Below are 22,862 nucleotides of genomic sequence, written 5' to 3'. Positions count from 1 at the left end.
TAAAACGATTAAAACCATGACTTCAGAAATCATGCAAGCTTTTTGTGCGTATCAGCAAAACCATATGCCGGTTTCTGCCGCAACTGCTCACCAATCTGCTTAAACAATTCAACCTTCAACGCCCCGCTATCCGGATCTTCGCCATACGTCTCTCCGGCCTTCACAGTCTTGCCGCATAATGCTTGCGCCGTAGGCTTCTCCGCCTTTTTTCCATTCGGCGTTTTGAGAATATAAGCCACGGCAAGAACCTCGTGCGGCGTTGACAAGCGCCCAACAGAATCCGAAATCACGCCCTTGATCCGCTTTTTCAAATCCTCATCCAGCACCCGATCCTGCAAAACCACAAACAGCGCCGTATGATCACCCCCTTGTGCATCTTTAAAACTCGCCGCCAGCGCATCCTCAATCACTCCTTCAAAATCAGGATGCATCAAGGCGTCATAAAGTTGTTGTGTTCCAATTCGCACCCCCCCCTGATTCAGCGTTGTATCGGATCTGCCCTCAATAACCAACTGCCCCGAAGACATGAACTTAACCGCATCGCCATGTCGCCACACCGGCGGATCACAATCAAAATACTCAAAATACTCCCCGCGAAACCGCGAACCATCTTCATCGTCCCAAAAATACAATGGCCGCGAAGCAAACGGACTTTTAACAACCAGCTCACCCACCTTACCCACAGGCATCACTGTGCCCTCATCGTCCCAGATCTCAATATCCATACCCAAAACAGGCCCTTTTAAATGCCCAGCCAATGTTGGCGTAAAGACATTCCCGGCGGCATAGCATCCAACAAAATCAGTCCCGCCACATATACCGTTCACACTAAGACCCGGCTTGATCGCTTTTTCTATATACGCAAACCCCTCATCGGACAAAACAGATCCAGTATACATCAAGCTTCGCAATGCTAATAAATCCAAACGCTCGGCGCGCACACCGCTTTTCGCCCACACATCCTGAATAATTGCTGCAGCCGTGCCCAAATGCGTACAATCATATTCCGCAGCAAACTGAAGCTGCGCATCAGCCTCCGGATACGCCGGATTACCGTCATAAATCATGATTGTTGCGCCCTGCGCAAGCCCGCTGGCCAGCCAGTTAAACATCATCCAGCTTGTCGTCGAATGGAAAAACACACGATCCCCAGGCCGCACATCAGCCTGAAGCTGGTGCTCAATCGCATGCTTAAGCAGCGTACCGCCAACCCCATGCACAAAGCATTTCGGTTTGCCCGTAGAGCCCGAAGAAAACAAAATCGCCAACGGCTGATTAAAATCCCGTCGTACAAATTCCAACGGCTTTACCGAAAATTGCTGCAGCAAATCATCAGCTAAAATCACATCTCTCAAATTCGAAATATCCGGCTCATCAGATAAGTTTTCAACCACAACCGTACGCTCAATACTAACCACATTCTTTTGCAGTTCCGCAATCAAACCCATCCTGTCCTCAGCTTTACCCGGCTGCCCGGCTTGCTTCATATGCATATACCCATCCGCAGCAATCAACACTTTCGGCCTTATCTGTTTAAATCGTGTCGCCGTGGCCTGCGCGCCCATTTCCGTGCCCACAGAAGAAAATACGCCCCCACGCTGCGCCACCGCTATCAATAAGACGTAAGCTTCCGGTCCATGCGGCAAATAAGTTGCCACCCGATCACCTTCACCCACACCGATACTTTCTAACGCCTGCTCCCAGACACTCACCCGCCCGCAAAGCTCTGACCAGCTTAAAACCCGGTCACCCGTCGCCCCGGCGGTTCGCGAAACAATCGCCGGATCATCGGGGTGCGTCTGCGCACGTGCCAGCATATTTTCCGCAAAAGAAATTTTTGAATCCGGAAAAAATACCGCCTCTAAAATCGAATCCGGATTTTTAATGGCGATTTGCCCCCGATCACCCAGTATTCCACAAAAATCCCACACCAATCGGTGAAATTCCTCCAGATTCTTCACCGACCAGCGATGAAGAGCCCTGTAAGCCTCCGGCCCCGGCGCGCCAAAATCCTGCCCTGTGCGCTCTTGCACGAAAGCCTGAAACCGTCCAAGCCGGGAGCCTCGCATCTCTTTTTTACGCGGCACTTGCAAAACGCCACTTAAACCATCCTCAGCCTGCATTCTCGCTAATAATCTTGCCAATATCGTAAACATATCTCTCTCACTGTAACCTCACTCCCACAATACCCGAATAGGCCTATAGCTTTAAAGCAATAAATCATTATCATGGTTACAGGTTTTAACTGATAAAAAAGGCAGCTCCCTTTATGCGCATTTTATTTTTAATCTTATCGCTCTTATTCGCAAGCCTAAGCGCAACATCAGCGTATGCACAAAACGATGAAAGCCCGAAGGTCAAAATCCGCCTGCTGCCGGAACATGCAAACGTGCAGCCCGGCGAAGAACTCTGGATAGGCATAGACCAGTCTATAGCGCAGGGCTGGCATACCTACTGGAAAAATCCGGGAGATTCCGGAACGCCCCTAAACATTTCATGGACAAACCTAGATATAGAAGCCGGACCGCTACACTGGCCGAGCCCGCATAAAATCCCCTATGAGCGATTAATGAATTACGGCTACGAAAACAAACTCGTAGTGCTGCAAAAACTCAAGTTACCTGAAAACCTCCCGACGCATCTTCCCGTCACCCTCACCGCAAACATCGAGATACTCGTATGCAAGGAAACATGCATTCCCGAATACGGCACCTATAACCTAACGCTCAATGAACCTGACACACGTTCGGAAGACAACAGTGCATTCATAAATAAAGCGCGCCAAAACCTGCCGCAAAATGCCGGTTGGACGGCCTCTTTTAATCAAGTCGATCAGGATTTAGTCTTAAAACTAAACCCACCGGCAGAACTCCTGAAAACCATCAATCTTGCCAGCATCGAGCTTTTCCCCGAAGACTGGGGCCTAATCAGCAATCCGGTCAAAACCCAGGCCTTCATTCAAGACGGCGCCCTCATAATTAAACAAACACGCGGCGAGCGCCCTTTAAAAGAAATCAAGCAAACTTCAGGCATACTCGCCTTTGAAACAAACGACGGTGTGCACGCTGCCTATCATTTCACAGCCACCAAAAATGCAGCAAAAACCATCCAACAGGAAACATCAAAAACCGCTCAATCCGGCAGTCTAAATTTTATCACCGCCGCATTATTCGCACTACTCGGCGGCCTGATTCTCAATTTAATGCCATGCGTTTTTCCGGTCTTGTCTATCAAAGCCCTAAGCCTCATAAAAATATCAGAAAAACACCCTGACCTTGCTCGCCTCCATGGCCTGTCCTATACTGCAGGCGTAATCTTAAGCTTCCTGCTCATTGCCGGAGTACTCATCACCTTGCAAGCGGGCGGCGCCCAAATCGGCTGGGGCTTCCAACTCCAGAATCCATGGATTGTCGGCACACTGGGCTATCTGCTCTTTATCATTGGCCTCAACCTGATCGGTTTTTTCGAATTTGCCAACCCGTTCGCCAATACTGGTGGAAAGCTCACACAAAATGACGGGCTAGCGGGATCCTTCTTCACCGGTATATTGGCAACATTGGTCGCCACGCCCTGTACCGCACCCTTTATGGCGGGCGCCATAGGCTATGCGTTCATTCAGCCCCCCATCGTATCATTAGTCATTTTCACAATGCTGGGATTAGGCCTTGCCCTGCCCTATCTTGCGCTATCTTTCGTCCCGGCCCTGCAAAAAATCATGCCCAAACCCGGTGCATGGATGGTAATTTTTAAACAAGCTCTGTCCTTCCCCATGTTTATCGCTGCGCTCTGGCTGCTCTGGGTTCTGGCTCAGCAAACCGACGCTTATGGCATCACCGCTGCCCTGCTCGGCGCAATTAGCATAGCCTTTGGCCTGTGGCTACTACGTCACTGCCCCAAAAACAAAACAACTCTCTCGGCCCTGCGCATCATGGCAGGCCTGTCTTTCCTCGGAGCATTAGCGCTGCTGCCCATCTGCGCCCGCCCCTGCGCCCAGCCAATGGGCGGCGGTTTAACCCAGACCCTCATCAGCCTGCCCTACTCACAAGAAACCCTGCAAAGCGCGCTGGATAGCGACGATCCAGTCTTCACAGAAATGACCGCCGCCTGGTGCATCACCTGTAAGGTTAATCACGCCGTTGCGATCAATATTGATTCAACCAAAACATTGTTTTCCAAGCATAACATCCGCTACATCGTCGGCGACTGGACCAACGAAGACCCGGAAATCACAAAATATTTACGAAAACATGGACGCAGCGGCGTACCGCTCTACGTCTATTACGGTCCGCGTGATCCTGAAACAGGCCGGCGCCCGGATGCAAAAATTTTACCGCAGGTTTTAACGCCTGCAATCGTAAAAAACTTTATTGAAAACAATACTTAACCCTATAAAAGGAGAGAACCATGTCAAAATTTTTAGCCTATAGCCTGGCCGCCATCGTCCTGGCCTTTGCCGCCTTGCCGGTAAATGCTGCCGTAGAAATCGGCCAGCCCGCCCCGGAAATCGAAGCCATCACCACCAACGGCCAGCCCTTTAAACTCAGCGAGCACAAAGGCAAAATCGTTATTCTCGAATGGACCAACCACCAATGCCCGTTCGTCGTAAAACACTACGATTCCGGCAATATGCAAGCCACACAAAAGGCGGCCCACGAAAATGGCGTCGAATGGATCTCCATAGTCTCTTCCGCCCCCGGCCGCCAAGGATATGTCAGCACCGAAGAAGCCAACAAAATCGTTAGCGATGTCGGCGCAACCATAACAGCCAAAATACTGGATGAAGACGGCCACATAGGCAAAGTCTACGATGCCAAAACCACGCCGCATATGTTCGTCATTGATGCAGAAGGAAACATAGCTTACGCAGGCGCAATCGACAACCAACCAAGCCCTAACCCGGCTACAATCGAAGGTGCAACCAACTATGTCAGCGCCGCCATTGACGCCCTTGAAGCCGGACAACCCGTTGAAGTTACACAAACCCAACCCTATGGCTGCGGCGTAAAATACTAACGCCCGCAAAAGTCCTTCCAAAAGCCGCCCCTGACAAGGCGGCTTTTTGTTAATTTTCGAAACGCTGCGAAGCGCTTGTCAGAATCCCATATTTGCCTTAAGCTGATAGGCAGGTTGACCTTTCTAAGTACACTCCTGATATGTTTGCAAAACAAAATATATTCTCTCGTCCCTCCGCGTCCGACAAACCCAGCGCAGACAAAGAACCTGCACGTATCGCAATCACCGAGGATGGCCGCATTGTTTACGCCAGCACTGCCTTTTCCGAACTTTCCGGAACAAAAAAAGAAACCTTAAGCGGACGCACGGCTAGCACAATCATCAATTTTTCGGAAACTTCACAAACCAGCCCCGATTTTAAAACTATAGAACCCGGCCTGCACAAAATTTTTATCAAAGGCCACGCAAACAGTTTTGACTTTCATTTTGACTGGCTTACAACGCCAGACAACAAGCGCTTTCTGATCGGCTCTCAAACATCAGAAAATAAAAAACCTTCCAAAACACAGATGAAAAATTTCATCCGCCGGTTAAAAGAGATTGAGACTGCCCCAGAAATTTCCGCCGCACTATCACCGCAGGAAACGGAAAATTTTCTAAACCTCTCTCACGAAGTGATGCTCATCGTCACAGATTTAGGCGAAATCACCAAAGCCAACCAGACTTTTTGCGACCTGACCGGCTATAACCTTAAAGATTTGCACGCCATTCCCTTCATCGAGCTTTTCGATGAACAAGACCGCTCTTATGTCCGCAGCACAATGCAGGCTTTCAACCCCGCAGGCTACGAGTTTGCACTAGGCGCGGCGCAAAATTTTGAAGCCCGGATCGTTACCAAAGACAGGCAATGTCTCTGGATGGAATGGCGTCAACAATTCGAAAACGGAACGCTCTATTGCACCGGACGAGATATTACTGCGATCAAGCAGCAGGAAAAAGCGCTTCTCCGCCGGGAAAAGCAACTCTTACAAGCCGAAAGCATTGGCCACATGGGCCATTGGAACTGGGTCATCGGCGAAGAAACCATGGACTGGTCAGACGAAATCTATCGCATTTTCGGCGTCGAAAGAACCGGCTTTTCTCCCACACTTGAACATATGGACGATATGGTCCACCGCGAAGATATTGCCCGCGTTAACCAGGCCTTCCAGCGCGCAATTATCGAAGAAAACGACTATGATATGGAATTTCGAATTAACAGACCCGATGACACGATCCGCTTCGTTCGTTGCGAAGGCCGCTGCGCCTTTGATGACAAAGGCGAAGTTATAGCCCTCTACGGTATCATGCAGGATATGACCGAGCGTACGCTGTATGAACGCGACTTGCGTAAAGCCAAAGAACAAGCCGAAGCCGCCTATGCTTCACGTACACAATTCCTCGCCAATATGAGCCATGAATTGCGCACACCCTTAAACGCCATTATCGGCTTTTCAGAAATGATAGAACGACAACTACTTGGCCCCATCGGCACCGAAAAATACCTCGAATATATTTCCGGTATCCGGGAAAGCGGGCAACACCTGCTCGATCTCATCAGCGACATACTGGACATGTCCAAAATCGAAGCCGGAAAGTATGAACTCACTCTCGAAGAAATCAGCATCGCTAAAATCATACAACTTTGCGGCCATATGATGGAAGGCCGTGCCCATGAATCCGGGGTAAAAATCACACTCGACCACACCCTGGACGAAGACTTCAAAATTATCGCAGACCGGCGTGCCATTTTACAAATCTTGCTCAACCTGCTTTCCAACGCTGTTAAATTCACCCCCGAAGGCGGAGAGATTACCCTTACAGGATTACAGCGGGAAAATTATCTGTCTCTTAAAATCGCCGACAACGGCATCGGCATTCCCGCCAATAAACTGGCCAGCGTCACAAAACCTTTCGAACAGGTCTCCTCGTCCTACGCCCGAAATCATGAAGGCTCCGGCCTTGGGCTGGCCATCAGCAAAGAACTCGCAGAAATGCACGGAGGAACATTATTCATCGAATCGGCCGTGGGACAAGGCACAACCGTAACCGTACGCATCCCCTTCGATGCTTCTAAAACCCTAAAAAACAGCGCTTAAATTAACGATCTTAATCGTAAAAACAGCTATGAAATTGCTCACGAAGAACTTCCTTGAGGAAAATGGGTACATCTCTAACATTTTCTCCACGTGGTATACATATCTGCTTTTCCCACTGCCCGGAGGCAGCCATGTCCCAAAAGAAAATTCCAACATCGCCGCTATACACCCACACACGGTCCTCTTCATCATCCCACATGATGTATGTACGATGCCGTGTATAGAATTTTTCTTCCGGCACCAACACAGTCTCTACCGTTTTATATATTTCACTGTCACTTTGTCGTGTTGTGGAAAGCACCTGAAATTGTAGATAATGCGCATCATCCCGCCCTTCTACAATTTGCAACTCATACAGTCCCGACGGAGACTTTTGTGGTTCGGATGTCGTGGCCGGTACGGAACATTCCTCTTTTGAACCGCAAACACGCTCTACCCTTGTTGCCATTTCAAACAACATTGCCGATCCCACAGAAAAAATAATAAAAACGCCGACAATGAACACAAGCAATTTTGAACCAAATTTTCCGTACAACCACCCCAACACACTGCCAAGAAACGCTGTCGGAACGACATAAACAGGAAAAGAGACAATAAAAGCGATAAAAAACGACACCCTTCCATCAGGAGAATCTTGTGAAAACCATGAAGCAAAAGCGCTTAGAATGAGTACAAAAATTATTGATACGACAAACCCGAAGGCACCGCCTTTCTGCCAACTTTTCAGTTCTTTGAATCGCCTATGCACTGATCATCGCTCTGCATTAAAATAATTTTCCATTCGACTTAAACACCGACAGAGCATATTCCTCAGCATCTAGACACGCCTGAAGACCTTCCCTGTACGTCTTGTATTTAAGCACCACACCCAGCTCATTTTTTATCCGCTCATTCTTCACACGCTTATTATCATAGTAAAAGCTCCGCGCCATAGGCGATAAATCCGCCTCATCAAACATCTCAAGCTCCGGCACCGGACGCCGCAATAACTTACAGGCATGTTCAATGACCTTGTGACTGGGCGCCGCCTCATCATCCGCAACATTATAAATAGCGCCCGGATTAGGACGCTGCATAGAGGCCTGCAAAACACGTACAATATCTTCTACGTGAATACGGCTAAAAGCATGCCCGGGCTTATCAATCCGCCGCGCCCGCCCCGCACGAATGGAATCCAGCGCACTGCGGCCCGGCCCGTAAATCCCGGCCAAACGAAAAATATGCAGTGGTAAACCATAATTCTTAAACAACGATAGCCACTGATCTTCCGCCTTTTCCCGCCGTGAACCGCGCTGCGAGCTAGGTTGGCGCTGCGAAGCTTCATTAACCCATTCACCGCCCCGATCCCCGTAAACACCAGTCGTTGAGAGATAGCCGACCCACTGTAAATTCGGCAAACTCAAAATATCCTGCGCATGCGCCTGAAAAACGGGGTCCCCTTCACTATCGGGCGGTGTAGAAATCAACAAATGCGTGGTATTTTCCAAAAGAGAAGCCGGATCAGGCAAAGGCACATCCTTATCAAAAATATATGCCTCAACGCCACGCTCTTTCAAAATATCACGCTTCTCCGCATCGCGAGTGGTACCGGCCACTTGCCAATCTTCACGCCCAACCAAATCATACCCCAAATAATCACAGCAATAGCCGTAACCAAAACAAAACAGCCGATAGGGTATAGACGCTAAAGACAAAAAAGCCTCATCACATTCGTTAAAAATTAAAGGACTGGTGAGCTATGTTCCAACGGCCGCCAGGTCGCCAACCGACGCAAATCCAGGAATACGCTCTTCCAAAAGCGGTTGGAAACTCTCACGCGCCGTAATTTTCTCATACCAGACTCGCGCCGCCCGGTGCTCTTCCCATGGCACATCGCCAATATAATCAACCGCCGAAAGATGAGCCGCTGCCGCAATATCGGCCAACGAAAATTTATCACCGGCCAGCCACTCCCGCTTTTCGGTCAAAAACCCGATATAATCGAGATGATAATGGATATTGGCATGCCCGGCGCGAATCGCAGGGCCATGCGGCTCCCCAACCTTCAAAAGCCGCTTCATAATCTTTTCGCCAACGATATTATCCGTAACCTCACGATTAAATTTCACATCAAACCAGCTCACCAGCCTGCGTGCTTCAGAACGCTGCACCGGATCATGGCCAAGCAAGTTCACTTCCGGATAAACCTCTTCGAGATATTCACAAATCACTTGCGAATTGGCCAAGGTTGTTCCGTCCTTTTCAATCAACACCGGCACATCACCCGCAGGGTTCAGAGCCAAAAAGTCCGTGCGCCGCTCCCAGACCTTTTCAATCTGAAGTGTGAAGTCGAGCTTCTTCTCGGCCAGAACGATCCGAACCTTGCGCGAAAAAGGATGCAACCACAAATGATACAATGTTCTCATAGGGAAAATCTTAGCGCAGTTTTTCGAATCAGTGCAATCGCCTTTACACAGGAAAATACAAAATAAAAACCCTGGTTTTTAAAAAATAAGCGCCTTCCGCACACTCAAATTCCCGACGCTCTGGCTACAATATTGACCCGTACATTCACCGAATTTCCTATAGCTTCCGTGCTTTTCCATGTTCCCTGACCAATCCCTAAATCCAGCCGGTTAAGCGTAAAATCACCCGCCATTGTCGCCTGTTTAGCTCCACCATCAAGCGGGGTAATTGTTAAAGAAAAAGGAAAAGACAGCTGGTTTTTCACTCCACGCAAGCTCAAAACACCATCGGCACGATACCGATTCGCCCCCAGACTTTCAAATGATTCGCTTTCAAAAATCGCCCGCGGATAAGTCTGTACATCAAACCACTCCTCCCCGCGCACCTGCACATCACGCTCCATGCTACCCGTTTCCAAACTGGTCATATCAATTTCAGCGCGAACAAAACTATGATCAAGCCCCTGTGGATCAAACACAATCTGTGCCTCCCAATTCATAAACGCTGCATCAACGCTCTGGCCATATTGTAAAAATGATAACGCAATGACACTCTCCATCGGGTCAATGACCCATTCTGACACACTCTCTCCGTCCTGATTATTTTTGACCACTTCCACCCGCAGCTCATGAAACGAGTCACGCGAGTCATTGACTGCATTATGACCATTCTCAGACTCTGCGCTCACCAAATCTAAGATCTCATCCCCCGCCAACAAACTGGACGCCATCAACAACAAAACACCAATTATTGCAAACGTACGGTTTCCACCCATCCGACGAACCGTTTCATCCCGGTCAATCAGATGATGTTTCAGCGCTCCAGCCACATGCAGGCCCAACGCACCAACAAGAACCACCGCAAAAGTCAAATGAACCGCCTCCATAGCTTCAAAAACAACCTCATTTTTAGAGCCAAGCGCCGGCATTTCAAACAAACCAAAAAAACGAACAGGATGCGCCCCTGCTGAAGACATAACCCAACCTGAAAGCGGCATAACAAAGATCGATACATAGAAAACGATATGTATCGTTTTTGACAAAAACCGCTCCCAGCGCACATGAGTAGACAACGACAAAGGATATGCGCTCATGAACCGCCAAATCAAACGCATGAACCCAAAGCCCAAAACAAGCAATCCCATAGATTTATGCAAACCATAAACCTGAAACTTCATTGGACTGGCAGGTAAATCAGTCATCACAAACCCAACAATCAACAACCCGAAAATCAACAGCGCCATCCCCCAATGGAACAAACGTGCAAGCCGATTATAGTCCTGAGAAACAGTTTTCATCATAAATATTTCATGCACCTGCATGCCTCTTTATCAATCGTAAAACATCTACGGGTTATTCGTCCCTTCGCCCTCTTGCTCCTCGCGAATACCTTCAACTTCCAAACGAATCTGAACCTCATCTGCAACGCCCGGAATACCGTAATTCATTCCAAAATCAGAACGCTTCAAAATCGCGCTCCCCGAAAAACCGGAAACATATTTACCGCTAAACGGATGCTTGTCCGATTTATTATGCACCACCGCCAGCGTCACCGGATGAGTAACGCCCAGGAGCGTCAAATCACCGGTAATATTGGCGCTATTATCCCCGGTAATCTCAATGTCTGTACTTTTGAAATGCATCGTCGGAAACTTCTCAACCGCGAAGAAATCAGCCGTTTTTAGGTGCTCATCCCACTTCTCATCATCCATATCGATACTGGCGCTCTGGATTGTTACATCAACACTCGAATTTTCAGGATGCGTCTGATCAAAAGTAAAAGACCCGTCATAATCGTGAAACTCGCCCTGCGAATTCGAAAACCCGAGATGATTGACGAAAAACAAAATCTGCGTATGCGCCTTATCAAAACTATATTTTTCAACCTGCGCCTGCACAGACGCAGGAACGAACAACAAAGCCGCCGCTACAACCGATAACGATAAACGTGACATAATCTCTCTCCTAAAAAATAAAAGTAATTGTACAAAAAATAGATGCACCGCCTGTAAAATCAAGACAGGACGGCAGACGGAAAATAAACTTTATAAATCTCGACAAAGGAATATGCTCCGAGCGCCGCACACCCCCAGCCAATCAATCCATATTTTATCTTCAACATACGATCTTCTAAAAGCTCTTGGTTGGTTTTATGACGAAGCAAAAAATACAACACCATCTGCCCGAATATAAATCCGCCAATAAACCCAACAATGCCAATCACATAAATCATACCCACTATTTTGCTTTAACTGCAGCAAAAATCAAGTTAAGCCTATAGCCATGACAGTGCTTCCTTTAATCATTCTCGCCCTCGTGCAAGGCATAACCGAATTCCTGCCCATCAGCTCCAGCGGCCACCTCATCCTGGTCCACAGGATATTCGGCGACATTGAAAGCTGGGAAAACCGGCTAGTTCTAGACGTTGCCGTACATGTCGGCACCCTGTTTTCAGTCCTCATCTATTTTCGTAAAGACGTTATCGCCATGCTCTGTGGCCTTATAAACACCCTGCGCGGAAATTTCACGCATAGAGGCGCCCGACTCAACCTCCACCTGATTATCGCCTCACTCCCGATTATCATCGCAGGCCTTATCGTACAAATCCTCCAACCCGGCTGGCTCCTGCTACTCAATGTGATCGCGCTAACAACCCTCATCTTCGGCATCTTGCTATGGATTGCAGATCGCAAACCAGCCGAGGGAAAAACACTTGAAAATCTCAATTTCAAGGATGCTTTCCTCATTGGCTGCGCACAAACGCTCGCCCTTATCCCCGGCACCAGCCGTTCCGGTATCACCATGACTGCCGCACGCTTTCTGGGCTATTCACGCACCGAAAGCGCACATTTCTCACTGCTACTAGCCATTATTGCTATCACCGGCGCCGGAACGCTGGCCAGCCTTGAACTTTACCAATCCGGCGATATAACCTTGGGCCTTGACGCTTTGCTCGCCACAATCCTCGCTTTTATCGCCGGATGGGCTTCAATCGTGCTCATGATGAAATGGCTAGAGCGCGCCAGCTTCACAATCTTTGCCATTTACCGCATCATCTTGGGCGCCGTTTTACTCATAATCCTCAACACCGGAATTTTCTAAAGTTGACCGGTATAATTCAAGAATTGAACCTGCGTATCACCGTAGGTTTTGGTTGATTGAACCGTAAATGAACCACTCATATTAGGCGCATAACCCTTCTCGCTCTCCAGCACAATCACGGCCGCCGTATCGAAACACTCACCCTCCTCCAAGGCCTGTAAAACAATATCAATTAGACCTTTTCGATACGGAGGGTCTAGAAATACAAGGCTGTATTTAGGCATACTTGAGGGTCTTATGAACCGCTGTGCATCACGCAAGAAAAACTCACTTTGCAGCGCCGCGTCCAAACGTTCGGCATTACTACGCGTCAACGCCAAAGAGCGCTTGTCTTTATCCATAAAGCTGCAAAACTCTGCCCCCCGAGAAAGCGCCTCCAGCCCCAGCGCCCCTGTTCCGCAAAAACAATCGAGCACCCGCGCACCGCGCACCGCGCCCATAGACTCCAAAGCGTTAAAAACTGCACCGCGCACCTTATCGCTGGTAGGACGAATATCCCGGCCTCCGGGAACCTCCAACCGCCGTCCACCATATTTTCCCGCCACAATCCGCATCACACATGACCCTTAAAATATCCCGGAATCTGCGCCTTCATCACGTGCGCCTCCACTTCCTGCACACCGCCACACGGCAATTTATTCAATTCGAACGGACCATACCCAACGCGAATCAACCGATTCACCTGCAACCCCAATGCCCCCATAACCCGGCGGATCTCGCGGTTTTTCCCCTCGCGTAAAGTCACCGAGATCCAACGATTAGCCCCGCTTTTCCCCGTCTGCTCAAGCTTGGCTTCAATCGATTTATAGCGCACCCCTTCAACCGTAATCCCGCCTTTCAAATCCGCCAGCCGGGCTTCATCAACCGCGCCTAAAACCCGCACACGATAACGCCGGGACCAACCCGTTGCAGGCAGCTCCAAGTAGCGTGACAGGCCCCCATCATTGGTCAGCAGCAGCAACCCTTCCGTATTCAGATCCAGCCGCCCCACGCTCATAACCCGCGGTAATTCTTTAGGAAGCATATCAAACACCGTCTTACGCCCGCGCTCATCCTTATGCGTACTCACCAGCCCGGATGGCTTGTGATAAAGAAACAGCCGCGCCTCCTCGGCCAGACCCAGCAGCCTGCCATCCACCTCAATCCTATCATCCACGCCAACAACGCACGCCGCGCTCGCAAGCCGCTCACCATTAACCTGAACACGCCCGGCCTCAATCCAGCACTCAGCCTCACGCCGCGAACACAAGCCTGCCCGCGCCATAACTTTTGCAATCCGCTCGCCTTTGTGGTTTTCTTCACTCATGACATCTCATACCTCAGATCAGGACCATATCTATATGCGCGCCGCATTGGAAGAGGCAAAAACAGCGGAGGCCTTGGACGAAGTCCCGATCGGCGCCGTTCTGGTAAGCCCTGAAACCGGTGAAATTATCGCCGCCCACGGCAACCGCACCCGCACAATGTGCGACCCCACTGCCCACGCTGAAATCCTGTGTATCCGCGAGATCTGCTCTTTCGAAAAAGCCCAGCGCACACCGGGCTATGACCTCTACATAACCCTTGAGCCTTGCGCCATGTGCGCCGCTGCAATCTCATTTGCACGCCTGAACCGGGTCATTTTTGGCGCACATGACCCAAAAGGCGGCGGCATCCTGCACGGCGGAAAATTCTACGACCAGCCGACCTGCCACCACCGCCCAGCCGTAACCCACGGCATCCTCGCCGACGAATGCAGCCAGATCTTGCGCGATTTTTTTAAAGCGAAACGCTAATTAGGCAGCTTCTTCCGCCTTCAAAGCCCGCCAACCGATGTCTTTACGGCAAAACCCATCCGGCCAATTAATCTTGTTCACACCCATGTAAGCCCGGCGCTGCGCCTCCGCAATTGTCTCGCCCAGTGCCGTAACCCCTAAAACGCGCCCACCCGTGCTAATAATCTGCCCGTTTTCATCCTTGGCTGTTCCGGCGTGAAACACCGTCACATCCTTCACTTCCGCCGTATCTTCCAATCCCTTAATCACTGTGTTTTTCGGATAAGATCCCGGATACCCCTTTGTAGCCATCACCACGCACAGCGCTGATTTATCGCTCCATGAAACCCGATCGGCAATTTCCGCCAAACGCCCATGTGCCGCCGCATCCAGAATTTCAAGCAAATCCCCTTGCAAACGCATCATCAACGGCTGACACTCCGGATCACCAAACCGCACATTATATTCCAGCAATTTCGGCTCACCATCGACCATCATGATTCCCGCATATAAAACGCCCGTAAACGGACAACCCTCTGCAGCCATCCCGTCAATCGTCGGCTGAATAATGCGCTCAAGTATCTTCTGCTCCAGCGCATCGTCCATTAAATGCGCCGGGGAATATGCGCCCATTCCACCGGTATTCGGCCCTTCATCGCCATCATAGGCACGCTTATGGTCCTGCGCGGAACTTAGCGGCAATACGCTCTTGCCATCGGCCAGCGCAAAATAACTCAGCTCCTCACCATCCATAAACTCTTCAATCACAATTTCTGTACCAGCCTCACCAAAGCTTCCGCCACTCAGCATCTCGCGCGCCGCTTCAACAGCCTCAGCCTTGTTATCACACATAATCACGCCCTTACCGGCAGCGAGCCCATCGGCTTTCACCACAACATTGCCGGGTTGATCTTCAATAAATTGCTGCGCCGCTTCAATATCCGTAAATCGGCCATAGCTGGCCGTCGGAATATCGTATTTTGCGCACAAATCTTTCATAAAACCTTTGGAACCCTCAAGCTGCGCCGCCTTTTTATCCGGCCCGAATACTGCAATATTCACTGCAGCAAGCCCGTCAGCCAACCCCGCCACCAGCGGCGCTTCAGGCCCAATCACCACCAGATCAATCGCTTTATCTTTGGCAAAACCCACCAATCCTTGTACATCTTCCGCACCAATACCCACGCACTCCGCGCAAGCCTCAATACCCGCATTTCCCGGCGCACAATATAGCGCATTACATTTTTCCGACGCTGCCAAAGCCCACGCCAACGCGTGCTCCCGTCCACCTGAACCAACCAATAAAACCTTCATTTTCCAATCCTTCTTATAAAAGAAAACGCTTTGGATAATAAACTATTCGCTTAAGGATACAAGAGACGCATTCCCCCCGGCTGCAGTTGTATCAACGCTGATCACCCGCTCGCTCGCGAAGCGCGCCAGATAATGCGGCCCGCCGGCTTTCGGCCCCGTACCCGACAACCCGCTTCCGCCAAAGGGCTGCGAGCCAACCACCGCGCCAATCATCGAACGATTCACATAAACATTCCCGGCACGTACACCCGCCGCCACATACTGATGAAAACTCTCGAGCCGGCTATGAATTCCCAGCGTCAAACCATACCCGCTCGCATTTATATCCCTCAGCAAATCATCCAAACCATCTTTAGAATAGCGAATCACATGCAAAATCGGTCCAAAAACTTCTTTGGTGAGCGCCCCCATGCCGGGAATTTCATATGCGCACGGCCCAAAATAATGCCCTTTACGTGCAAGCGCATTTGAGACCGTAACCTTACCAATACACTGACCAAACCCTTTCAAAGCTTCATGATGATGCACAAGCATAGCCATAGCCTCCTCATCGATCACTGGTCCGACATCCGTAGAAAGCCGAGCAGGATCACCAATACACAGCTCATCCATAGCCCCGGCCAGCATCCGCACCACCTTATCGGCAATATCCTCCTGTACACATAAAACCCGTAACGCCGAGCAACGCTGACCCGCGCTGCCAAACGCGCTCAAAATCACATCATCCACAACCTGCTCAGGCAATGCCGAACTATCAACAATCATCGCATTCTGCCCACCCGTCTCGGCAATCAGCGGTACAATCGGACCATTCTTCTCAGCCAAAGCCCGGTTTATAATCCGCGCCACCTCGGTCGAACCGGTAAAAGCAACCCCGGCACACAGCCCGTGCTCCACCGCGCACGCACCTACGCGCCCGTCACCAGGCAGCAAATGTAATGCTGCAGGAATCACGCCAGCCTCATGCAGCAATTCCACCATTTTATAAGCAATCAGCGGCGTCTGCTCCGCTGGTTTTGCAATCACCGCATTCCCCGTCATCAACGCCGCAGCCACCTGCCCGGTAAAAATCGCCAAAGGAAAATTCCATGGGGATATACACACAAACACCCCGCGCCCTTGCTGATAAAGCCGATTCCGCTCCCCGGTCGGCCCCGGCAAAGCTTCGCCCTCAGCCGCAAAAAGCTTGCGCCCTCGACTTGCGTAATAACGCAGGAAATCGACCGCCTCACGAATTTCGGATACCGCGTCCACCAACGTTTTCCCGGCTTCGCGCACCAGCAAAGCCATAAATTCACCGCGCCGCTCTTCCAACATGTCCGCAGCGCACTCCAGCGCCCGCGCCCGCACATCCGAATCGCACGCATTCCACTCCACAAAACCAGCTTGCGCAGCCTCAAACGCACGCTCCACCGTTTTGAAATCCGCATCATAAACCTGCCCCACCACATCGGCCCGATCCGCCGGGTTCAAAGCCGTCCGCGCAGCCCCGCTTTTCAATGTCCTTCCATCAATCAATGCTGCCGCACTGACAGAACTGTTATCATACGCACCAATTTCCTGACTCAATTGTGCAAGCGTCTCGGGCGCATCAAGGTCCACACCAGAAGAGTTGGCTCGACCTTGCGGCGTTTCATCCATAAATAAATTTTTTGGCAACACAATTTTAGGGTGCTTAAACTCTTTGCGGTTTTTAGACTTATCCACAGGATCAACCACAAGACTTTCCACCGATGCATCCGGGTCCAGCCCCCGGTTCACGAAGGAGCTATTGGCCCCATTTTCAAGCAACCGCCGCACCAGATAAGGTAACAGATCCTTATGCGGCCCAACCGGCGCATAAATACTCGCCACCGCCCCGCGATCTAAAAGTTGATCAAACAGCGCGCCCCCCATACCAAATAAACGCTGAAATTCAAATGCGCCCGCTCCAACATTATGTGCCATATCCATAATCGCCGCCACGCTGTACGCATTATGCGTTCCAAACATCGGATAAAGCGTATCCACGTAATCAAACATTTTATGCGCACACACCAAATACGACGTATCGCTATGGCTCTTGCGCGTATAAACCGGAAAATCGCAAAGACCCGCCACTTGTGCCTTTTTAATCTCGCTGTCCCAATATGCGCCCTTAACCAGCCGCATCTGAATGCGCCGAGTACGCGCCTTGGCCATTTCAGCCACATGATCAATCACCGCCGGCGCAGCCTTGTGATAGGCCTGCACCGCAAGCCCAAACCCATCCCAATCTCCCAAGGATGCATCACCCAAAACCCGCTCAATAATCTCAATCGACAAATTCAGCCGTGCGCATTCCTCCGCATCGACCGTCAACGCCAGATCGTACGAAGCTGCCTTTTGCAACAAAGCCAATAACCGCGCCGCCATTTCAGGGACGCAGATCTCGCTCTGCGCAAATTCATAACGCGGATGCAACGCAGAAAGCTTAACCGAAACCCCGGGACGCCGAACCAGCTTTTTATCGGCCCGCTGGCCGATATACTCAATCGCACTTTCGTACGCCTCATAATAATGCTGCGCATCAGCCGCACTGCGCGCCCCCTCGCCAAGCATGTCATACGACATTCGATAGCCGCGATTCCTGAGCGGCAAAGCCTTTTGCATCGCCTCTTCAATATCTTGGCCAAGCACAAACTGCCCGCCTAACATCCGCATGGCTTTGAGCATCGCCTCGCGCACAATCGGCTCACCGATTTTACTCAAAGCGCCATTCAAAGTCCTGGAAGTCATAAACAACCCGACCCCGGCAGCTTTAACCACCCAATCCTTCGATCCGCCCACACCCTCAAGCCAATTCGCCGCCGCAACCTTGTCCCGAATCAACTCCCGGCGCGTTGCCTTATCAGGAATACGGAGCAAAGCCTCAGCCAACATCATCAGAGCCAGCCCCTCCTCCGTATCCAACGCATAATCACGCATAAAGGATTCCAGCTGACCAACCTCCTGTTTCTGGCCCCGCATGGCCTCAATTAGCGCCGCCGCCTCTTTACCAATCCGCGCTGCCCTACCTTCATCCCAATCAAAATCTTGAAGCAAGCCCTTAACGGCAGCTTCCTCGCTACGCTGGAAATAAGGAGAAAAGGAAGGAGACGTCATTGAAAAAAAACCTTTCAAGCTTCAAAGGCTAATCCTATCATAAAACCATGTCCGAATCCGAAGCCCAAAAAACAAAAATACAAACAGAAACCCACAGATCTAACATACCGGAATTTTCCGTCAGCGATCTGGCGCTTTCACTCAAACGTACACTCGAAGAAAATTATGGCCGCATTCGCGTCCGCGGAGAGCTTTCCCGTATTTCAATCGCGGGCTCCGGGCACCTTTATTCATCCCTCAAAGACGATCAGGCCGTCATCGATGCCGTATGCTGGAAAGGCGTACTCTCCAACCTCTCCGTTAAACCTGAAGAAGGCCTTGAAGTCATCTGCACCGGGCGTATATCCAGCTACCCCAAAAGCTCAAAATACCAACTGATCATCGAATCGATGGAACTGGCCGGAGAAGGCGCACTCCTCAAAATGCTTGAAGAACGTAAAAAGAAACTGGGCGAGGAAGGTCTCTTCGCCCCGGAAAGAAAAAAACCGCTGCCCTTCCTGCCCCAGACCATCGGCGTCGTCACCTCACCCACCGGCGCAGTCATTCGCGATATTCTCCACCGCCTGGCCGATCGCTTCCCGCGCCATGTGCTGGTCTGGCCCGTCCTCGTGCAGGGCGACGGCGCGGCTAATCAAGTCGCCAGCGCCATCCGCAGCTTCCAAACCATTCATAAACACGGCCAGCCCCGCCCCGACTTGCTCATCGTCGCGCGCGGCGGCGGCTCTCTCGAAGATTTAATGCCCTTCAATGAAGAAGACGTTGTCCGCGCGATTGCCGAAAGCGAAATCCCGATCATCTCCGCAATCGGGCATGAAACCGACACCACACTTGCCGACTTCGCAGCTGATGTCCGCGCACCAACCCCCACCGGCGCTGCAGAAATGGCCGTGCCTGTACGTGCCAACCTCATCGCGCAAATTCTGGAAGACGAACAGCGCCTGATCTCCGGCATGACCCGCCTACTCTCCGAACATCGCCACAAAATAGAATCACTCAGCGCCCGCCTTGGTGATCCCGCGCGCCTCCTCGAAACGCAGACCCAGCGGATCGACCACCTTTCCTATAAACTCTCCGGACTTTTTAGCCGTTTCCTCGATACAAAAAAACATGCGCTATCCGAGCAAACCGCCAGGCTTCGCCACCCACGCGAACGCCTCGCAGAAGCATCACAAAATCTATCGCGTTGGAACGAACATCTGGAAACGCTCAGCCTCAAACTCACCCGGGAACCAACACAAAAACTGGACCATCTTGGTAAAATGCTCGAAGCATACAGCTTTGAAAATATTCTCCAGCGAGGTTTTAGCGTCGTGCGCGATGAAAAAGGAACTCTTATCCCCGATGCCAGTAACATCCACCCGAACCAGGTACTGGACATACAGTTTCGTAATCAGGGCCACATCCAGGCAATCACAACATCAAAAAAAGCTTCAAAGCCCAAAACGAAAAAAAGAAAAGCGCCACCACCTGCGCAAAACGACCCTCAGACAAACCTGTTTGACTAACCCAAAACCAGATTTCAAACAAATTATTCGCCGTCTTCTTCTATGGCAGAGGTGGTCTCGGTTCTTCGGCCAGCTTTGCGGCGAAGTTAAGCTACGATCGGTTGGTTATTGTCATGCCGCCTGCCTGTGGTTTTGTTTCTCCGGGTGAAGGGCGCGGCCGCCGGAGCCGTTAGGCGGAGGCGGCAAGCCCGAGGCCGGAGAAACAAAATTTCGTTCATCATAAACGTCGTCCGGGGTTTGTCCATCAAATACCGAATGCGGCCTCTGCGCGTTGTAAAACGCCAGCCAGCGCCCGATATCCCGCCTGGCTTGCAGGCCGCTCTCGAACGCGTTCAGATACACGCATTCATATTTCAGACTCCGCCACAGCCGCTCGATGAACACATTGTCCATCCAGCGGCCCTTGCCGTCCATCGAGATCGCGATCCCGTTTTCTTTCAGGACGCCCGTCCACGCGTCCGCCGTGAACTGGCTGCCCTGATCGGTATTGAAGATCTCCGGCGGCCCGTAGCGGGCGATGGCTTCCTCCAGCGCCTCCACGCAAAAGCGCGTTTCCATCGTGTTCGACAGCCGCCAGGCCAGCACCTTCCGGCTGGCCCAGTCCATGATCGCTACCAGATACAAAAACCCGCGTTTGACAGGGATGTACGTGATATCCGCGCACCATACATGGTTCGGGCGGGTGATCGTGAGCCCCTTGAGCCGGTAGGGATAAATCCGGTGGCCGGGATGCGGCATCGAAGTGCGCGGCCTTTGATAGACCGCCTCGATTCCCATCAGGCGCATCAGACGCCGCACGCGGGTGCGGCCTACCTCGTACCCCTGACGGCGCAGATGCCGGGCCATCTGACGGGACCCGTAAAACGGGGTTTGCAGGAATTGCGCGTCAATCAGCCGCATCAGCGCCAAATTGTCCGCGCTCTCCCCGCGCCGCTCGTAATACCAGCCAGAGCGGCTGATCCCCAGCAACCGGCACTGCGCCGCGATGCCGATATTGTCATTGGACGGGTCTACCATTTCCTGCCGCCCCCGGACCGCAACCGGGCGGAGGCATCGGCTAAAAAATCACGTTCCACTGTCAGCTGTCCGATCTTGGCGTGCAAGTCCCTGACCTCGGCGTTATGCGCGTCCGCTCGCGATTCCAGCTTGCCCGCAAAACCCGCCTCCAGCGCAGCCAGAGCCTCCTTCTTCCAACGGTGAATGACCGTCGCATGCACCCCGTAACGGGATGACAGCTCCGTGATCGGCGCGTCCTCCCGCAACGCCGCCAGCGCAACCTGCGCTTTAAACTTCGCCGGGTAGTTCTTCCTTGTCTTACTCATAATCCATGACCCTCCTTCGGTCATAGATCGTAGCTTAACTCACTGTCCGAATTCTTGGGGCCACCTCTGGCATATCCGCCACGTTCAAAAAGATCAATTAGCCGATCTGAAATTTCATCCATTCTCTGCGCACGATTATACGCCGTTTCAACAATCTCACGAGCCTCTTCAACCGGCATTTCCGGCTCAAGATTGATATAATCCGGCTTGCTCTTTATCCGTGCGTAAAAATGAATGACCTCACTCGAAAGCTGATCACCCAAAATATCAAGCTTGTCCGTATTGCGATCAAAAACTGAACGCTCCATCGCTGGCTGCGCCTGCACAATATCGCCCGCCTTTTTATATTTGGGTTTTTTATCCGGATCTTTCAAATCCTTAAGCATCTCGTCATACACGACCAAATAGGCTTCAACCTTGGACTTGTTCGCTTTAATCTCCGAATCAAGCATCGTTGCAAAAATTTCGCGTTCTTTATCTCGAAGCGCTCGCTCGCGAGCCATCATATTCATACTTTGAGTCTGTACGTCTGCGACTTTTTGGAACCCCTTCATAATAATCAACGTCAAAACCGAAAATGCGCCGAGCAAACACAGAATTAAAATACCGCCCGCAATCATCATAAAAGCGCCGTCATTCTCCGAAGATCTGCTCCCTTCTTGCAACCAGACACCAAGCCCCTGCTTCTGCGCATCTTTCTCAGCCTGAATATACGATTCTTCAAACGCACCACCGAACACAGCCGCCCGATCCACCACGGCAAACCCACGCTGAAGCATATACAATCCCAAATCCTGATCGAAACTATTGGTACATTGGGCAACAACGCCGGAAGCATCCCGGCTTTTCATTTCACAGCGCACCTTATTATACCCCAGTACAGCATCAAGCGCCGCGCGAACATTCACCGAAAATTGCGCCGGCATGCCTTCAATCGGCTGAATCCCCCAAAGCTTGATTGGTGTTTTCCCGGCCATCAAAGTCCCGCCGTCAACAGCTCTGGCTTGAGTATCAAAAAACCGCGACGATGATTCAGATGTTTTTAAAGAAGGCGCCCCAGACTGCGCCGCACCGGCAGAAACGGGAACAACATTTGCAATTACCAGCATCATAAAAATTACAAAGAGCCTAAATTTCACGCACATCGCTCCGAAAAATAATCGCCTTAATCTCAAAATCATATCACTCTTTCATTAAAAAAATGAAC

The 22,862-nt window shown here is 51.0% G+C and carries 18 protein-coding genes and 1 pseudogene; 6 read left to right on the top strand and 13 right to left on the bottom strand.

Annotated elements, in window-relative coordinates:
* Window positions 1–29 precede the first annotated feature (29 nt).
* Window positions 30–2,156 carry an acetoacetate--CoA ligase gene (locus H6859_09500; GenBank protein ID USO05366.1) on the bottom strand — a complete coding sequence of 709 codons (2,127 nt, stop codon included), beginning with the start codon at window positions 2,154–2,156 and terminating at the stop codon, window positions 30–32.
* Window positions 2,157–2,269: 113 nt separating this feature from the next.
* Here H6859_09500 and H6859_09495 point away from each other — a divergent pair, with 113 nt between their 5' ends.
* The 3 genes from H6859_09495 (at window position 2,270) to H6859_09485 (ending at window position 7,091) form a co-directional block, all read left to right on the top strand.
* Window positions 2,270–4,384 (top strand): thioredoxin family protein, encoded by a 2,115-nt coding sequence (locus H6859_09495; GenBank protein ID USO05365.1) that lies wholly within the window; start codon window positions 2,270–2,272, stop codon window positions 4,382–4,384.
* 20 nt (window positions 4,385–4,404) lie between these two features.
* Window positions 4,405–5,013 (top strand): redoxin family protein, encoded by a 609-nt coding sequence (locus H6859_09490; protein ID USO05364.1) that lies wholly within the window; start codon window positions 4,405–4,407, stop codon window positions 5,011–5,013.
* A gap of 140 nt (window positions 5,014–5,153) precedes the next feature.
* Window positions 5,154–7,091, top strand: a complete 1,938-nt coding sequence (locus H6859_09485; GenBank protein ID USO05363.1) for a PAS domain-containing protein — start codon at window positions 5,154–5,156, stop codon at window positions 7,089–7,091.
* Between the two features lie 10 nt (window positions 7,092–7,101).
* Here H6859_09485 and H6859_09480 read toward each other — a convergent pair whose 3' ends face one another.
* The 6 genes from H6859_09480 to H6859_09455 all read right to left on the bottom strand — a co-directional run bounded on the left by H6859_09480 (window position 7,102) and on the right by H6859_09455 (window position 11,768).
* Window positions 7,102–7,839 (bottom strand): hypothetical protein, encoded by a 738-nt coding sequence (locus H6859_09480; GenBank protein USO05362.1) that lies wholly within the window; start codon window positions 7,837–7,839, stop codon window positions 7,102–7,104.
* A 16-nt stretch (window positions 7,840–7,855) separates the two neighbouring features.
* Window positions 7,856–8,770, bottom strand: coding sequence for an SDR family oxidoreductase (locus H6859_09475; protein USO06750.1), 915 nt, complete (start codon window positions 8,768–8,770; stop codon window positions 7,856–7,858).
* A gap of 57 nt (window positions 8,771–8,827) precedes the next feature.
* Complete coding sequence (locus tag H6859_09470; GenBank protein USO05361.1) at window positions 8,828–9,496, bottom strand: glutathione S-transferase family protein; 669 nt, start codon at window positions 9,494–9,496, stop codon at window positions 8,828–8,830.
* A 104-nt stretch (window positions 9,497–9,600) separates the two neighbouring features.
* Window positions 9,601–10,851, bottom strand: a complete 1,251-nt coding sequence (locus H6859_09465; protein ID USO05360.1) for a cytochrome b/b6 domain-containing protein — start codon at window positions 10,849–10,851, stop codon at window positions 9,601–9,603.
* Window positions 10,852–10,881: 30 nt separating this feature from the next.
* The gene (locus H6859_09460; GenBank protein ID USO05359.1) at window positions 10,882–11,490 is read right to left on the bottom strand and encodes a polyisoprenoid-binding protein; all 609 of its coding nucleotides are present in this window, start codon (window positions 11,488–11,490) and stop codon (window positions 10,882–10,884) included.
* A 59-nt stretch (window positions 11,491–11,549) separates the two neighbouring features.
* On the bottom strand, window positions 11,550–11,768 hold the full coding sequence (locus tag H6859_09455; protein ID USO05358.1) for a hypothetical protein: 219 nt from the start codon (window positions 11,766–11,768) through the stop codon (window positions 11,550–11,552).
* Window positions 11,769–11,818: 50 nt separating this feature from the next.
* Between H6859_09455 and H6859_09450 the strand changes: the two genes are divergently transcribed.
* The gene (locus H6859_09450; protein USO05357.1) at window positions 11,819–12,637 is read left to right on the top strand and encodes an undecaprenyl-diphosphate phosphatase; all 819 of its coding nucleotides are present in this window, start codon (window positions 11,819–11,821) and stop codon (window positions 12,635–12,637) included.
* On the opposite strand, the gene rsmD is transcribed toward H6859_09450, so the two are convergent.
* Together rsmD and H6859_09440 are read right to left on the bottom strand one after the other, a co-directional pair.
* On the bottom strand, window positions 12,634–13,191 hold the full coding sequence (rsmD, locus tag H6859_09445) for a 16S rRNA (guanine(966)-N(2))-methyltransferase RsmD (protein USO05356.1): 558 nt from the start codon (window positions 13,189–13,191) through the stop codon (window positions 12,634–12,636). The genes H6859_09450 and rsmD overlap by 4 nt on opposite strands.
* Window positions 13,191–13,943 carry an rRNA pseudouridine synthase gene (locus H6859_09440; GenBank protein ID USO05355.1) on the bottom strand — a complete coding sequence of 251 codons (753 nt, stop codon included), beginning with the start codon at window positions 13,941–13,943 and terminating at the stop codon, window positions 13,191–13,193. Before H6859_09440 ends, rsmD begins: the two co-directional genes overlap by 1 nt.
* Before the next feature lie 34 nt (window positions 13,944–13,977).
* Between H6859_09440 and H6859_09435 the strand changes: the two genes are divergently transcribed.
* The gene (locus tag H6859_09435) at window positions 13,978–14,412 is read left to right on the top strand and encodes a nucleoside deaminase (GenBank protein ID USO06749.1); all 435 of its coding nucleotides are present in this window, start codon (window positions 13,978–13,980) and stop codon (window positions 14,410–14,412) included.
* Here the strand turns inward: H6859_09435 and purD are convergent, their stop codons facing one another.
* Entirely contained in the window at window positions 14,413–15,705 is a 1,293-nt protein-coding gene (purD, locus tag H6859_09430; protein USO05354.1) for a phosphoribosylamine--glycine ligase, read from the bottom strand.
* A 42-nt stretch (window positions 15,706–15,747) separates the two neighbouring features.
* A complete protein-coding gene (gene putA, locus H6859_09425; GenBank protein USO05353.1) occupies window positions 15,748–18,828 on the bottom strand; it encodes a bifunctional proline dehydrogenase/L-glutamate gamma-semialdehyde dehydrogenase PutA in 3,081 nt (1,026 codons plus the stop codon).
* Between the two features lie 47 nt (window positions 18,829–18,875).
* Here putA and H6859_09420 point away from each other — a divergent pair, with 47 nt between their 5' ends.
* Window positions 18,876–20,333 carry an exodeoxyribonuclease VII large subunit gene (locus H6859_09420; protein USO05352.1) on the top strand — a complete coding sequence of 486 codons (1,458 nt, stop codon included), beginning with the start codon at window positions 18,876–18,878 and terminating at the stop codon, window positions 20,331–20,333.
* Between the two features lie 216 nt (window positions 20,334–20,549).
* Here H6859_09420 and H6859_09415 read toward each other — a convergent pair.
* Window positions 20,550–21,655, bottom strand: a pseudogene (locus tag H6859_09415) (IS3 family transposase).
* 20 nt (window positions 21,656–21,675) lie between these two features.
* The gene (locus H6859_09410; GenBank protein USO05351.1) at window positions 21,676–22,767 is read right to left on the bottom strand and encodes a hypothetical protein; all 1,092 of its coding nucleotides are present in this window, start codon (window positions 22,765–22,767) and stop codon (window positions 21,676–21,678) included.
* Window positions 22,768–22,862: the final 95 nt, after the last annotated feature.

This window comes from Rhodospirillales bacterium (genome assembly GCA_023898785.1).
GTDB lineage: Bacteria > Pseudomonadota > Alphaproteobacteria > Micavibrionales > Micavibrionaceae > TMED27.
Note: the sequence above shows the minus strand (reverse complement) of the source record. Positions and strands in the feature narration are given on the sequence as shown.